14 protein-coding genes are annotated in these 14,776 nt (G+C 70.0%); 7 read left to right on the top strand and 7 right to left on the bottom strand.

Annotated elements, in window-relative coordinates; all coding sequences use genetic code 11:
• The 3 genes from dxs to xseB all read right to left on the bottom strand — a co-directional run.
• Window positions 1–1,258: 1-deoxy-D-xylulose-5-phosphate synthase (gene dxs / locus Q0599_RS02795; protein ID WP_298825321.1), on the bottom strand; the 1,258-nt coding region annotated here is incomplete at its 3' end.
• Between the two features lie 2 nt (window positions 1,259–1,260).
• Window positions 1,261–2,178, bottom strand: coding sequence for a polyprenyl synthetase family protein (locus tag Q0599_RS02790; RefSeq protein ID WP_298825318.1), 918 nt, complete (start codon window positions 2,176–2,178; stop codon window positions 1,261–1,263).
• Window positions 2,175–2,417 (bottom strand): exodeoxyribonuclease VII small subunit, encoded by a 243-nt coding sequence (xseB, locus tag Q0599_RS02785; protein ID WP_298825315.1) that lies wholly within the window; start codon window positions 2,415–2,417, stop codon window positions 2,175–2,177. The genes Q0599_RS02790 and xseB overlap by 4 nt, the downstream gene beginning before the upstream one ends.
• A 227-nt stretch (window positions 2,418–2,644) precedes the next feature.
• Between xseB and Q0599_RS02780 the strand changes: the two genes are divergently transcribed.
• From Q0599_RS02780 to Q0599_RS02765, 4 genes are all read left to right on the top strand, one after another.
• On the top strand, window positions 2,645–3,763 hold the full coding sequence (locus tag Q0599_RS02780; RefSeq protein WP_298825313.1) for an aromatic ring-hydroxylating dioxygenase subunit alpha: 1,119 nt from the start codon (window positions 2,645–2,647) through the stop codon (window positions 3,761–3,763).
• 43 nt (window positions 3,764–3,806) lie between these two features.
• The gene (locus tag Q0599_RS02775; RefSeq protein WP_298825310.1) at window positions 3,807–4,700 is read left to right on the top strand and encodes a DMT family transporter; all 894 of its coding nucleotides are present in this window, start codon (window positions 3,807–3,809) and stop codon (window positions 4,698–4,700) included.
• A 4-nt stretch (window positions 4,701–4,704) separates the two neighbouring features.
• Window positions 4,705–5,556 carry a sulfurtransferase gene (locus tag Q0599_RS02770; RefSeq protein ID WP_298825307.1) on the top strand — a complete coding sequence of 284 codons (852 nt, stop codon included), beginning with the start codon at window positions 4,705–4,707 and terminating at the stop codon, window positions 5,554–5,556.
• A gap of 86 nt (window positions 5,557–5,642) precedes the next feature.
• Window positions 5,643–6,077, top strand: a complete 435-nt coding sequence (locus tag Q0599_RS02765) for a universal stress protein (protein WP_298825304.1) — start codon at window positions 5,643–5,645, stop codon at window positions 6,075–6,077.
• A 29-nt stretch (window positions 6,078–6,106) separates the two neighbouring features.
• Here the strand turns inward: Q0599_RS02765 and Q0599_RS02760 are convergent, their stop codons facing one another.
• On the bottom strand, window positions 6,107–6,970 hold the full coding sequence (locus Q0599_RS02760) for a dienelactone hydrolase family protein (protein WP_298825301.1): 864 nt from the start codon (window positions 6,968–6,970) through the stop codon (window positions 6,107–6,109).
• Between the two features lie 98 nt (window positions 6,971–7,068).
• Between Q0599_RS02760 and ppx the strand changes: the two genes are divergently transcribed.
• Together ppx and Q0599_RS02750 are read left to right on the top strand one after the other, a co-directional pair.
• The gene (gene ppx / locus Q0599_RS02755) at window positions 7,069–8,598 is read left to right on the top strand and encodes an exopolyphosphatase (RefSeq protein ID WP_298825298.1); all 1,530 of its coding nucleotides are present in this window, start codon (window positions 7,069–7,071) and stop codon (window positions 8,596–8,598) included.
• Between the two features lie 7 nt (window positions 8,599–8,605).
• Window positions 8,606–8,977, top strand: a complete 372-nt coding sequence (locus Q0599_RS02750; protein ID WP_298825295.1) for a hypothetical protein — start codon at window positions 8,606–8,608, stop codon at window positions 8,975–8,977.
• Window positions 8,978–8,979: 2 nt separating this feature from the next.
• Here Q0599_RS02750 and sixA read toward each other — a convergent pair whose 3' ends face one another.
• From sixA to polA, 3 genes are all read right to left on the bottom strand, one after another.
• Window positions 8,980–9,438, bottom strand: a complete 459-nt coding sequence (sixA, locus tag Q0599_RS02745) for a phosphohistidine phosphatase SixA (protein WP_298825292.1) — start codon at window positions 9,436–9,438, stop codon at window positions 8,980–8,982.
• 11 nt (window positions 9,439–9,449) lie between these two features.
• Window positions 9,450–11,498: a polyphosphate kinase 1 gene (gene ppk1, locus Q0599_RS02740; RefSeq protein WP_298825324.1), complete on the bottom strand. Its 2,049-nt coding sequence runs from the start codon at window positions 11,496–11,498 to the stop codon at window positions 9,450–9,452.
• Window positions 11,499–11,665: 167 nt separating this feature from the next.
• Entirely contained in the window at window positions 11,666–14,416 is a 2,751-nt protein-coding gene (polA, locus tag Q0599_RS02735; RefSeq protein WP_298825289.1) for a DNA polymerase I, read from the bottom strand.
• Window positions 14,417–14,457: 41 nt separating this feature from the next.
• Here polA and Q0599_RS02730 point away from each other — a divergent pair, with 41 nt between their 5' ends.
• Complete coding sequence (locus Q0599_RS02730) at window positions 14,458–14,775, top strand: hypothetical protein (protein ID WP_298825286.1); 318 nt, start codon at window positions 14,458–14,460, stop codon at window positions 14,773–14,775.
• Window position 14,776 lies beyond the last annotated feature (1 nt).

The raw sequence follows: 14,776 nt of genomic DNA, 5'->3' as shown, positions 1-14,776 counted from the left end.
CGCGGTCGAGCGCGAACACCACCGGCAGGTTCTGCAGCGCCACGTCGTGGATGAGCTGGTCGTAGGCGCGCTGCAGGAAGGTCGAGTAGATCGCCACCACCGGCTTGAGGCCCTCGCAGGCGATGCCGGCCGCGAAGGTCACCGCGTGCTGCTCGGCGATGCCGACGTCGAAGTAGCGCTCGGGGAAGCGCTTGTGGAACTCGACCATGCCCGAGCCCTCGCGCATCGCCGGCGTGATGCCGACCAGGCGCGGATCCTTCTCGGCCATGTCGCACAGCCACTGGCCGAACACCTGCGTGAAGGTCGGCTTGCCCGGCGCTGTCTTCGGAAAGCCCTCCGCCGGGTCGAACCTGCCCGAAGCGGCGTGGTACTTGACGGGGTCGGCCTCGGCCAGCTTGTAGCCGTAGCCCTTCTTGGTGACCACGTGCAGGAACTGCGCGCCGGGCTTGTCGCGCAGATTCTCCAGCGTCGGGATCAGCGCGTCGAGGTCGTGGCCGTCGATCGGGCCGACGTAGTTGAAGCCGAACTCCTCAAAGATCGTGCCGGGCACCACCATGCCCTTGGCGTGCTCCTCGAAGCGCCTCGCCAGCTCGAACAGCGGCGGCGCGTTCTTCAGCACGCCCTTGACCCCTTCGCGCGCGGCGGCATAGAAGTGCCCGCTCATCAGCCGCGCCAGGTACTTGTTCAGCGCGCCCACCGGCGGGCTGATCGACATGTCGTTGTCGTTGAGCACCACCAGCAGGTTGGAGACATGGCCCATGTGCGGCATGCCGGCGTTGTTCAGCGCCTCGAAGGCCATGCCGGCGGTCATTGCGCCGTCGCCGATGATGGCCACGGCGTGGCGCTGCTCGCCCTTCAGGTGCGCGGCGATGGCCATGCCCAGCGCCGCGGAGATCGACGTCGAGGAGTGCGCGGTACCGAAGGTGTCGTACTCGCTCTCGTCGCGGCGCGGGAAGCCGGAGATGCCGCCGAGCTGGCGCAGCGTATTCATGCGGTCGCGCCGGCCGGTGAGCACCTTGTGCGGGTAGGTCTGGTGGCCCACGTCCCACACCAGCCGGTCGTGCGGCGTGTCGAACACGTGGTGCAGCGCGATCGTCAGCTCCACCGTGCCCAGGTTGGACGACAGGTGGCCGCCGGTTTGCGAGATGCTCGTCAGCACGAAGTCGCGCAGTTCGGTGGACAACTGCTTGAGCTCGAGGCGGGACAACCTGCGCACGTCGGCCGGGCTGTTGATGTGGGGCAGCAGCTGGTACTTCATCGTCAATTGTCCCGTTCGACCACCTTGTCGGCCAGCAGCGCCAGCGCGCTGGTGTCGGCCAGAGCGCTGCGCGCCAGCGCGGCCTGCGCCTGTGCGCGCAGTTCGAGCGCATGCGCCCGAGCCGCGTCGAGGCCGAGCACGCTCACGTAGGTCGGCTTGTTGTTGTCGAGGTCCTTGCCCGCCGTCTTGCCCAGCGTTTCGGAGGCCTGGGTCACGTCGAGGATGTCGTCGACCACCTGGAAGGCCAGGCCGAGCGCTTCCCCGTAGGCGGCAAGCGCGTTCCAGGTCTCGCGGCCCACCGGCCCGCAGGCCGCCCCCATCAGCACGCTGGTCTTCAGCAGCGCACCGGTCTTGCGGCGGTGCATGTCGCGCAGGGCGTGTTCGTCCAGCGCCTTGCCGATGCTCGCCAGGTCGATGGCCTGCCCGCCGGCCATGCCGGCATGGCCGGCGGCGCGCGCCAGCAAGGCACACAGGCGTGCTTGCAGCGCCGGGGCGACCCCACCGGAGCCAGGCAACGCCGACTTGTCGCCGGCGCAGGGCGTCAGCACCTCGAAGGCCAGTGCCTGCATGGCGTCACCGGCCAGCATGGCCTGGGCCTCGCCGTACTTCACGTGCACCGTCGGCTTGCCGCGGCGCAGGACGTCGTTGTCCATGCAGGGCATGTCGTCGTGCACCAGCGAGTAGGCATGGATGAGCTCGACCGCGCAGGCGGCGCGCAAGGCCGCCTCGCGTTCGCCGTCCACGGCCTGCGCAGCGGCGAGCACCAGCAGCGGACGCAGCCGCTTGCCGCCGTCGAGCACGCCGTAGCGCATTGCCTCGCCCAGGCCGGCGGGAGCGTCGGTGGGCACCCAGACGGACAGTGCCGACTCGACGGCGTCGAGCTCGGCCGCCGCCCAGGCATCGAAATGCTCCCGCTTCATCCGGAGATCCAGGGCTTGAGCTGCCCTTCCTCGAGCAGCTTGACCTGCGACTCGACCGCCTCGAGCCGGCCGCGGCAGAACGCCAGCAACTCGGCGCCGCGGCGGTAGCTGTCGATCATCTGGTCGAGCGGCAACTGGCCGCCTTCCATGCCCGCGACCAGTCGTTCGAGCTCGCGCAGGGCGTCTTCGTAGCTGGCGGGCAGGCTCGCCGTGGGTGAGGGGGTGCTGTGTTTTGCCATGCGCAATCCGAAGGTCGGATTGTAGTCAGGCGCCACCGCCGGGCGCTGCGGGCCGTCGCATGGTCCGCCGACGGTCCGGATGGGGCACTTCCCCAGTGCGGCTTTCCCCCCGCACCCACCCCCCTGGGTACAATCCGCGGCCCGCCTGCGTTGGCGGATGACTGAAGTCCCACGCCCGGCGCGCCGGGGTGGCGGTTTGACATTGGTTTTTGGAGATCCTGGGGATCATGTCCGACCTGAGCGTCCCTCTCGAGGCGCTGCAGCGCAGCCGCTCGCAACTCTCCGTCTCAACCTACTTCGACGCCGAGCTCTTTCGGCGCGAGATGGAGCTGATCTTCGAGTCCGGTCCGCGCTACCTCGGGCACGAGCTGTCGGTGCCCGAGGTCGGCGACTACCACGCCCTGCCGCAGGAGTCCGAAGGCCGCGCGCTGATCCGCACGGCGCAGGGCGTCGAGCTGGTCTCGAACGTCTGCCGCCATCGACAGGCGGTGATGCTGCGCGGCCGCGGCCACACCGGCAGCAACATCGTCTGCCCGTTGCACCGCTGGACCTACGACACGCACGGCAAGCTGCTCGGCGCACCCCACTTCGCCGACGACCCCTGCCTGAACCTGCGCAACTACCCGGTGCAGAACTGGAACGGCCTGCTGTTCGGGGCCGGCGGTCGCGACGTCGGCGCCGACCTGGCGCGGCTCGGCTGCAAGGCCGACCTCGACTTCTCCGGCTACGTGTTCGACAGCGTGCACCTGCACGAGTGCGACTACAACTGGAAGACCTTCATCGAGGTCTACCTGGAGGACTACCACGTCGCGCCCTTCCACCCCGGACTCGGCGGCTTCGTCACCTGCGAGGACCTGCGCTGGGAGTTCGGCGCGCACCACTCGGTGCAGACCGTCGGCGCGAACAACGCGCTGGCCAAGGCCGGTTCGGCCACCTACCGCAAGTGGCACGACGCGGTGCTCGCCTACCGCAACGGCCAGCCACCCAAGCACGGCGCGATCTGGCTGACCTACTACCCGACGACGATGGTCGAGTGGTACCCGCACGTGCTGGTGATCTCCACGCTCTTTCCCAGGGGCCCGCAGAAGACGCTCAACATGGTCGAGTTCTTCTATCCCGAGGAGATCGCCGCCTTCGAGCGCGAGTTCGTCGAGGCGGAGCAGGCCGCCTACTGGGAGACCTGCAACGAGGACGACGAGATCGCGCTGCGCATGGACGCCGGCCGGCGCGCTCTGCTGGAGCGGGGCGACGACGAGGTCGGCCCGTACCAGAGCCCGATGGAAGACGGCATGCAGCACTTCCACGAGTGGTACCGCCGGGTGATGGGCGGCCGCCTCGAGGACTGAGCGACGCGCCTCGGCATGCAGGACCTGCGGGCACAATGCCCGCATGTCCGCCCCCTGGTTGATGGTGCTCGCGTCGCTGCTGTTCGCGACGATGGGCGTCTGTGTCAAGCTTGCCTCTGCCCACTACACGACCGGCGAGATCGTGTTCTACCGCGGCCTGGTCGGTGCCCTGCTGATGACCGGCTTCGCGCGCTGGCAGCGCGGCTCGCTGCGCACCGCCGTGCCGGCGATGCACTTCTGGCGCAGCATCTCCGGCGTGACGGCGCTGTGCCTGTGGTTCTACGCCATCGGCAACCTGCCGCTGGCCACGGCCATGACGCTGAACTACATGTCGTCGGTGTGGATGGCGTTGTTCCTCGTCGGCGGCGCGATCATGCTCGGCGGCCAGCGCGTCGACGGCCGCCTGATCGCCGCCATCCTCGCCGGCTTCGCCGGTGTCGCGCTGATCCTGCGCCCCACCATCGAGCAGGACCAGCTCTGGCATGGCGTCATCGGGCTGCTCTCGGGCATGGTCTCGGCCACCGCTTACCTGCAGGTGACTGCGCTCGGCCGCGTGGGCGAGCCGGAGTACCGCATCGTCTTCTACTTCTCCGCCGGCGGAATCGCCGTCGGCGCACTGACCATGCTGTGGACCGGCATGAGCACGCACCGCACGCTGGAAGGGCCGGCGCTGCTGCTCGCCGTCGGGCTGCTGGCGAGCGTCGCCCAGCTGCTGATGACACGTGCCTACGGCACCGGCCGAACACTGGTCAACGCCAGCCTGCAGTACCTGGGCATCGCCTTCGCATTCGTCTACGGCGTGCTGCTGTTCGGCGAGCGCATCACCTGGATGGCGGTCGCCGGCATGGTGCTGATCGTCGCCGCCGGGCTGGGCGCCTCGCTGCTGCGCAGCCAGGCCGCGCCCGCCGACGCCCGCCAATCGACCCTGGAGAGTTGAACCGATGAGCCGCCCCTTCACCACCCTGATCAGCGTCGACGAACTGCGCGCATTGCTGGCGGCCGGAGCCGCGCCGGTGATCGTCGACTGCAGCTTCGACCTCGCCGACACGGACGACGGCGAGTACGCCTGGAGCGCGGTGCACGTGGCCGGCTCGTTCTACCTTCACCTCGACCGCGACCTCTCCGGCGAGAAGACGGGCCGCAACGGCCGCCACCCGCTGCCCGAGCGTGCGGCCTTCGCGGCCACGCTGGGTCGGCTGGGCATCGCGCCGGGCACGCAGGTGGTCGCGCTCGACCGCCAGGGCGGGCCCTATGCGTCACGGCTGTGGTGGATGCTGCGCTGGATGGGGCACGAGGCGGTGGCCGTGCTCGACGGCGGCTTCGACGCCTGGCGCGCGGCCGGCGGCGCGGTGGATGCCGAGGTGCCGACGCCGCGCTCGACGACGCCCTACCCCGACCGAGCGCCACTGGCCGGCGTCACCGGCAGCGACGAGCTGCTCGCGGCGCTCGGCCGCACGCGCCTCGTCGACGCCCGCAACGGCGAACGCTTCCGCGGCGAGGTCGAGCCGCTGGACAAGGTGGCCGGCCACATTCCCGGTGCGCTCAACCGGTTCTTCAAGGACAACCTCGCGGGCAACGGCCGATTCAAGCCGGGTCAGACACTGCGCGCCGAGTTCGAGGCACTGCTCGGCCGCGACGCCGCGGCGAATACGGTTCACCTGTGCGGCTCGGGCGTGACGGCCTGCCACAACCTGCTGGCCATGGAGCATGCCGGCCTGGCCGGCTCGAGCCTTTACCCGGGCTCGTGGAGCGAATGGTCGGCCGACCCGTCGCGACCCATCGCGCTCGGTTGACCCCCGTCAAGGGTGCGTAGACACTGTCGTTGAACACTGCCTGCGCAGCGCCGCCGCGGCGGCACAGAACCCTGAAGGAGAAGACCATGTTCAAGCGCATCCTCGTGCCGACCGACGGCTCCGACATCACCGGCAAGGCGGTCGACGCCGCCATCGCGCTCGCCAAGTCGGTGGGCGCGCAGCTGTACACGATCAGCGTGAAGGAGCCCTTCCCGTACAGCGCGATCTCGGAGATGCAACCCACGCCGCCGCAGGAATTCTTCGACGCACAGGAGCGCATCGCGACCAAGCGTGTCTCGCAGGTCACCGAGGCGGCGAAGGCCGCGGGCGTGGCCTGCCAGGCGCATACCGTCGAGGCCCTGCACCCCTGGGAAGCCATCATCGATCACGCCAAGCGCATGGAATGCGACCTCGTCGTGATGGCCTCGCACGGCCGCCGAGGCGTCACCGCGCTGCTGCTCGGCAGCGAGACGCAAAAGGTGCTGACGCACTCGACCGTGCCGGTGCTGGTCGTTCGCTGAACCGCAGGCTCAGGCCGAGGCGCGGCGGCTCATGCCACGCCATGGGCCTTGAACCAGGCCGTGGCGCGCTTCCAGCCGTCCTCGGCCTGCTCCTTGCGGTAGCTGGGCCGGTAGTCCGCGTGGAAGGCATGCGGCGTGTCCGGGTAGATCACCAGTTCCGACTTCGTGTTGCCCGCCGCCTTCAGCGCCGCCATCATCTGCTCGACCGTCTCGTTCGGGATGCCGCTGTCGGCGCCGCCGTACAGCGCCAGCACCGCGGCCTTGACGTTCGACGCCACGTCCAGCGCGGTCTTGTCGCCGGGAAAGTAGCTGCGCGCCACCGGCCCGTACCAGGCCACCGCCGCTTTCACCGCCGGGTTGTGCGCGGCATACATCCAGGTCGTGCGGCCGCCCCAGCAGAAGCCCGTGATACCCAGCCTCGAGGTGTCGCCGCCGTTCGCGCTGGCCCAAGCGACCGTCGCGTCGAGGTCGCCCATCACCTGCTTATCCGGCGCCTTGGAGATCACCTCGGCGAGCAGCTTGGCGATCTCGCCGTAGGACTGCGCATCGCCCTGGCGCACGAACAGTTCAGGGGCGATGGCGAGGTAGCCGAGCTTGGCGAAACGCCGCGCGACGTCGGCGATGTGCTCATGCACGCCGAAGATCTCCGAGATCACCAGGATCACCGGCAGCTTGGTCTTGCCCGCCGGCTGCGCGCGGTAGGCCGGCATCTTGAAGTCGCCCACCGGGATCGTGACCTCGCCGACGGTCAGCCCGTCGCTGCCGGTCTTGATGGTCTGCGCCGTCACCGGCAGCACCGCGGCGGCGAAGCCGCTGCCCACCGTCGTCTTCACGAAGCCGCGGCGCGAGAGCTCGCGGGACGGCACCAGACTGTCGAGTTCCTGTTGCAGCATGAGGTTCCTCCGCAGGTGACAAAGCGGCCGATTCTAGGAATGGCCGGCCAAGGCTGCACGTCCCTGGCGGGCGCAGGGATTCCCGCGACAATGGCCGCATGAGGCAGCCCGCGCACCGTTCGTCCGACTTCGACACCCGCTGGCCCGGCCAGCTCGCGGCGATCGACATGGGCTCGAACAGCTTCCGGTTGGAGATCGGCCAGATTCACCAGGGTCGCTATCGCCGTGTCGACTACCTGAAGGAGACCGTGCGCCTGGGCGCCGGGCTCGATGCCAACGGACTGCTCACCGAGGAGGCCGCCACGCGCGGCCTGGCCTGCCTGGCCCGCTTCGCGCAGCGCCTGAAGGGCTACGCGCCGCAACAGATCCGCGCCGTGGCCACGCAGACGCTGCGCGAGGCGCGCAACCGCGATGCCTTCCTGGCGCGTGCGCAGACCGTGCTGGGCCGGCCGATCGAAGTGATCTCGGGGCGCGAGGAGGCCCGCCTGATCTTCGCCGGCGTGGCACGGCTTCAGCCCTCGAACGCGCCGCGCCTGGTCGTCGACATCGGCGGGCGATCCACCGAGATGATCATCGGCCAGGGCCGCAAGTCGCTGCGCGCCGAATCGTTCCAGGTCGGCAGCGTGAGCCTGTCGATGCGCTACTTCGGCGAGGGGCGCTTCACCGAAGCGGCCTTCCGCGCCGCACAGGTGGCCGCCGGCGCCGAACTCGAGGAGGCCCTGGAACCCTTCGCGCCGGCGCACTGGCGCGAGGCGCTGGGTTCCTCGGGGACGGTGGGCGCGGTCTCGCAGCTGCTCGCCGCCAGCGGCATCACCGACGGGCGCATCACGCCCAAGGGTCTGCGCTGGCTGATCGAGCGTTGCCTGCAGGCCGGGCGCACCGACCGGCTCGACCTGCCGGGGCTGAAGGAGGACCGTCGCAGCGTCATCGCCGGCGGCATCGCCATCCTCTACACGCTGGCCGCGCACTTCGGCATCGATGCACTGCAGCCGGCACGCGGCGCGCTGCGCCAGGGCGTGATCTTCGACCTCGACGAACGACTGTACGCCACGGCGATGCCGCAGGACGGCCACGACATCCGTGACGCCACCGTGCGCGAGCTTCAACGCCGCTTCATGGTCGATGTGCAGCAGGCGAAGCGGGTGTCGTGCATCGCCGAGACCCTCTACGACCAGGTGCAGCCACGCGCCGGGCGCGAGGCCAGGCGCGAGCTGCTGTGGGCCTGCGCGCTGCACGAGATGGGCATGATGGTCTCGCACCACGACCACCATCGCCACAGCGCCTATCTTCTCGCGCATGTCGACGCGCCAGGCTTCTCGCAGAGCCAGCAACGCCGCGTCGGCGAACTGGTGCTCGGCCAGCGCGGCGGGCTGCGCAAGGTAGAGGCCGGACTCACGCAGGAGACCTTCGCCTGGCAGGTGCTGTGCCTGCGGCTGGCGATCATCAAGTGCCATGCACGCGGCGAGGTGCGCAGCGATGCGCTCGCGCTGGCGCGCAACGGCACGCAGGCGCGCGTCGACTTCTCCGCCGACTGGGCAGCGTCGCATCCGCGCACGCTGTTCCTGCTGCAGGAGGAGGTGCAGGCCTGGGCGCGCGGCGGGGTGCTGAAGCTGTCGCTGCGCGACTGAGCCGAGCGTGGACGCACCCACCGCCGTGCTGCTCGTCGACAGCATCACCGAGGCGATCGGCTGCGGCGAGGATGCGCTCGTGATCAGCGGCTCCCACGGCGGCATCAGCGCCGCCCGGTTCGCGCTGCAGGCGAAGGTGAGGCTGGCCGTGTTCAACGACGCCGGGGTGGGGCGCGACGAGGCCGGCATCGCCGCGCTCGCGCTGCTGCAGTCGCACGGCATCGCCGCCTGCACCGTGTCGCACGACAGCGCGCGCATCGGCGAGGCAGGCTCCACCTACGAGGACGGCGTGATCTCTCACGCCAACGGCGCGGCGGCGGCGCTCGGCGCCGCGGCAGGCGCGCGGCTGAAGGACTGGCTGGCGACGCTGTCCGGCTGAGCTCAGAGCCCGTCCGGCCCCATCACCGCGTGCAGCATCACCTGCGCCGAACCTTCGCGGTCGCGGCTGCGCAGCCACCACACGGCACCCTTCTTGATCGCCCAGGGCTGGGGCTGGCCGGCGAGCAGCAACGCCGCCGTTTCGCCCAGCGTCGGCTGGTGGCCGACCAGCAGCACCGGTTCGCTCGCTCCGGGCCAGCGCACCGCGTCGAGCAGCGCCTGAGCGCTGGCGCCGGGTGCGATCGCGTCGACGGTCTTGAACTTGCGTCCGAGCGCCTTGGCCGTCTGCTGGCAGCGCAGAGCCGGGCTGACCAGCACGCGCGTCGAGTGCGCGATGCGGTGGTTCAGCCAGTCGGCCATGCGTTGCGCCTGACGCTCGCCCTTGGGGGTCAGCGCGCGGTCGAGGTCGACAAGGCCCTCGCGCTCGACGGCTTCGGCATGGCGCCAGAGGATCAGGTCCATCGCGTCGCTCCTCAGCCGCCGTATCGGCACACCAGCGCCTGCTGCGCGCTCGGCCCCGCGCTGCCGGCGCGTTCGTAGCGACCGTCCGGGCGCTGCTCCCAGGCGTCCTGCGCATCGTGCAGGTAGGGCACCAGGCATTCGTCGATGACCCGCTGGCGCAACGAGGCATCGCGCACCGGCCAGGCCACCTCGATGCGGCGGAACATGTTGCGGGCCATCCAATCGGCACTCGACAGGTAGATCACTTCGTCGTCGTTGCCTTCTCCCCAGCGGAAGTAGAACACCCGGCTGTGCTCCAGGAAGCGACCGACCACCGAGCGGACGTGGATGCGCTCGGTCGCACCGGGCACGCCCGGCGGCAGCATGCAGGCACCGCGCACGATCAGGTCGATCGAGGCACCGGCCTGCGAGGCCCGCATCAGCTTCTCGATCAGCACCGCGTCGGTCAGCGCGTTGATCTTGACGACGATGCGCGCGGGCCGGCCGGCTCGCGCCGCCTCGGCCACGCGGTCGATCAGCTGGCCCATGCGCCGGTGCAGCGTGAACGGCGCCTGCAGCAGGGCACGCAGCGGCCGCGTCCGGCCCTGGCTGGCGAGTTGCTGGAACACCGCGTCGGCGTCGGCCGTCAGCTCGGCATCGGCGGTCAGGTAGCCGATGTCGGTGTACAGGCGCGCGGTCTTCGGGTTGTAGTTGCCGGTCGACAGGTGCGCATAACGTCGCAGCGCGCCGCCCTCGCGGCGCGTCACCAGCAGCAGCTTGGCGTGCGTCTTCAGGCCGACAATGCCGTAGACCACCTGCGCACCCACGGCTTCGAGCCGCTCGGCCCAGTTGATGTTCGCCTCCTCGTCGAAGCGCGCCGTCAGCTCGACGACGACCATCACCTCCTTGCCGCGCCGCGCCGCCTCGATCAGCGCTTCCATGAGCGGCGATTCGCTGCCGGTGCGGTAGATGGTCTGCTTGATCGCCAGCACCTCGGGGTCGGCCACCGCCTCGCGCAGGAACTGCACCACCGGCTCGAAGGACTCGAAGGGATGGTGCAGCAGCACGTCGCCTTCGCGCAGCCGCGCAAAGATCGACCGATCGCGCGGCAGGTGCCGTTCCGGCCAGGCGGGTTCGTGGGGCGGGAAGCGCAGCGCCGGTGCCTCGGCCTGGTCGATCAGCTGGTTCAGCCGCACCAGGTTGACCGGCCCGTTGACCTTGTACAGCGCCTGCTCGGGCAATGCGAACTGCTGCAGCAGGAACTCCGACAGTTCGTCGGGACAGGAGTTGACGACTTCGAGCCGGACCGCCAGGCCGAAGTGGCGCGTCGTCAGGCCGGTGCGCAGCGCCTGCCGCAGGTTCTTCACGTCGTCGTGGTCGACCTCGAGGTCGGAATCGCGGGTGACGCGGAACTGCGAGAAGGCCTCCACCTCGCGGCCCGGGAACAACTCGCCCAGGTGCGCGCGGATCACGCTGGTCAGCAGCACGAAGGCCTGCAGCCCCGGCGCCAGTTCCTCCGGCAGGCGGATCACGCGCGGCAGCACGCGCGGCACCTTGACGATGGCGATGCCGTTGGCGCGCCCGAACGCATCTCGGCCGCCGAGGCGAGCGATGAAGTTGAGCGACTTGTTCGCCACCTGCGGGAACGGGTGCGACGGGTCGAGCCCCACCGGCACGAGCAGCGGCCGCACCTGCTTCTGGAAGAAGCGGTCCACCCACTCGCGCTGCACGGCATTGCGGTCGGCGTGGTTGAGGACGACGATGCCTTCGCGACGCAGCAGCGGCGTCAGCTCGTCGTTGAACACCGCGTACTGGTCGTCGATCAGCTGGTGCGCCTCGGCCGCCACCGCCAGCAGCTCGCGCCGCGAGGCGCCGGCATCGCCGTCCCGCGCCGCCTCCAGGAAGTCGGCGAAGCGCACTTCGAAGAACTCATCCAGGTTCGACGAAACGATGCAGATGTAGCGCAGCCGCTCGAGCAGCGGCACGTCGGCGCGCTGCGCCTGCGCCAGCACGCGGCGGTTGAAGGCGAGGATGGCGCGCTCGCGGCTGAGCAAGGCCGGCAGAGGCGGCCATTCGGCCAGGCTGGCCTGGCCGGCCGCGTGGTCGGCTGAGGAGGGTGCCCTATCGTTCACCCGGGCAGTTTATGAAGCTTCTGCGACGGCTTCGTGACAGCGCCCCGCCTCGCCGGCGGCGCGGCGTCAGGCATGCCGCGGCACAGAAGCGGCACCACCGCACGAGCGGCCGCGGCTCAATGCGCCTGATCCCAGTTGGGGCCGACGCCTACCTCGGCCAGCAACGGCACCTTCAGCGGCGCCACGGCGGCCATCACGCGCGGCACGGCCTCGCGCGCCCAGGCGATCTCGCCGTCCGGCACCTCGAAGACAAGCTCGTCGTGCACCTGCATGATCATCCTGGTGGCGCGACGTTCGTGATCGAGCAGCGCCTGCACCTCGATCATCGCCAGCTTGATCAGGTCGGCCGCGGTGCCCTGCATCGGCGCGTTGATGGCCTGTCGCTCGGCGCCGCTGCGGCGCGGGCCACTGCCGCCGTTGATGTCGGGCAGATAGACGCGCCGGCCGAACAGCGTCTCGACATAGCCCTTGGCCTTGGCCGAGGCGCGCGTCTCGTCCATGTAGTGCTTCACGCCGGCAAAGCGCTGGAAATAGCGCTCGATGTAGGCGGTGGCGGCGCTGCGCTCGATGCCCAGGCTCTGTGCCAGGCCGAAGGCGCCCATGCCGTAGATGAGGCCGAAGTTGATCGTCTTGGCGTAGCGACGCTGCTCGCTGGTCACCTGGTCCGGCGGGATGCCGAACACCTCGCTGGCGGTGGCACGGTGCACGTCCATGCCTTCGGAGAAGGCCTTCAGCAGGCCCGGGTCCTCGCTGATGTGCGCCATGATGCGCAGCTCGATCTGCGAGTAGTCGGCCGACAGGATCACGTGGCCGGGCGGCGCGACGAACGCCTCGCGCACGCGCCGGCCTTCGGGCGTGCGGATCGGGATGTTCTGCAAGTTGGGGTCGTTGCTGGCCAGCCGGCCGGTCACCGCCACCGCCTGCGCGTAGTTGGTGTGCACGCGGCCGGTGGCCGGGTTGACCATCAGCGGCAGCTTGTCGGTGTAGGTGCCCTTCAGCTTGGCCAGGCCGCGGTGCTCCAGCAGCTTGGCCGGCAGCGGGTAGTCGGCGGCGAGCTCGGCGAGCACTTCCTCGTCGGTCGACGGCGCGCCGCTGGCGGTCTTCTTCTTCACCGGCAGGCCGAGCTTGCCGAACAGGATCTCGCCGATCTGCTTCGGCGAGCCCAGGTTGAAGGGCTGGCCGGCGAGTTCGTGCGCCTCCCGCTCGAGGGCCATCATGCGCTCGGCCAGTTCCTGGCTCTGGCGCGCCAGCACGGCGGCGTCGATCAGCACGCCATTGCGCTCGATGCGACCGAGCACGGCCACGCTGGGCATCTCGATCTTCTCGTAGACGTGCAGCAGCCCGCCCTGCGCCTGCAATTGCGGCCACAGCGTCTCGTGCACGTGCAGCGTCATCTCGCTGTCCTCGCACGAGTATTCGGCGGCGCGCGCCACGTCGACCTGCGCGAACGGGATCTGGTGCGCGCCCTTGCCGCAGACGTCCTCGTAGCTCAGGCCGGAACGGCCGAGGTGGCGCAGCGCCAGGCTCTCCAGGCTGTGCGGCTTGTGCGCCTCGAGCACGTAGCTCTGCAGCATGGTGTCGTGCGCGTAGCCGCGCACCGTGATGCCGGCGTTGGCGAACACATGTGCGTCGTACTTGATGTTCTGGCCGACCTTGGGCGCACCCTCGTCTTCCAGCCAGGGCCTGAGCGCGGCCAGCACGCGCTCGACATCGAGCTGCTCCGGCGCGCCGGCGTACGAATGCCGCAGCGGGATGTACGCCGCCTCGCCCACCTTCACCGACAGCGAGATGCCGACGATCTGCGCCTTCATGCCGTCCAGCGAGTCGGTCTCGGTGTCGATCGCGGTGAGCGGCGCGAGGCGGATGCGCTCCAGCCAGACGTCCAGCGCCGCCTGCGTGAGCACGGTGTCGTACTGCCTGGCCACCGCGCTCGCAGCCGCAGGCGTCGGATCGGCCGCCGCCGCACCGCCGGCCGCGACGGCAGGTTCGGCGTCGCCTTGTGCCTCCAGGTCACGCTTCCAGGTCTTGAAGCCGTAGCGGCCGTAGAAGTCGAGCAGGCCGTCGCGGTCCACCGGCCTGAGGGCCAGCGCATCCAGCGACGGGAAGCCCGGCACGTCCTTGCTCAAGTCGCAATCGGTCACCACGGTGACCAGCTTGCGGCCGGTGGGCAGCCAGTCGAGCGCCTTGCGCAGGTTCTCGCCGGCCACGCCCTTGATCGAGGCTGCGGCGGCGATCACGCCGTCGAGGGAGCCGTGCTCGGCGAGCCACTTCGCCGCCGTCTTCGGGCCCACCTTCTCGACGCCGGGCACGTTGTCCACCGTGTCGCCCGTCAGCGCCAGGTAGTCGACGATGCGTTCGGGCGGCACGCCGAACTTGGCCAGCACGCCGGCCACGTCGAGCTTCTCGTTGCTCATCGTGTTGATCAGCGTCACGTGCTCGTCGACGAGCTGGGCCAGGTCCTTGTCGCCGGTGGAGATGACCACCTCGTGGCCGGTCTGCGCCGCGATCCGCGACAGCGTGCCGATCGCGTCGTCGGCCTCGATGCCGGGCACCATCAGCACCGGCCAGCCGAGCAGCTTCACCACCTCGTGGATCGGCTCGATCTGCTTGACCAGGTCCTCCGGCATCGGCGCACGTTGCGCCTTGTACTCGGGATACCACGCGTTGCGGAAGGTGTCGCCCTTGGCGTCGAACACGCAGGCGGCGTGCTCGGGCTGCACGTCCTGCAGCGCGCGCCTGAGCATCGCCACCATGCCGTGGATCGCCCCGGTGGGAAAACCGTCGGCACTGCGCAGATCGGGCAGCGCGTGGTAGGCGCGATACAGGTAGCTCGAGCCGTCCACCAGCAGCAGGGTCTTGGTCGTCATGGCGGCATTGTGGAGCATGGGGGCCGCCTAGAATGGGTCCCATGAACACCTCGCACGCCCTCGCCGCCCTGGCGTTGCTGGCCCTCGCCGGCCTCGCCCGCGCCCAGGAGCATGCGCCGGCGGGAGCGCCGCCCAGCACCGAACCCAGCGTGCAGCAGATCGTCGTCGAGGACGAGGGCAGCCGCATCGAGGAACTGCGCGTGCGTGGCGCCACGCGGCGCATCACCGTGCAGCCCAAGGTGGGCACCACGAAGGGCTACCAGATCCTCGTCGGCGACGGCGCGCGCGACCTCTCCGAGGGCGTCGACTCGACCCGCGGCGCCGCGGGCAAGAGGGTCTGGCACGTGCTGAGCTTCTGAC

The organism is uncultured Piscinibacter sp., assembly GCF_937952055.1.
Lineage (GTDB): Bacteria > Pseudomonadota > Gammaproteobacteria > Burkholderiales > Burkholderiaceae_C > Piscinibacter.
The sequence above is the reverse complement of the archived record's forward strand: the minus strand, read 5'-3'. Positions and strand labels throughout refer to the sequence as shown.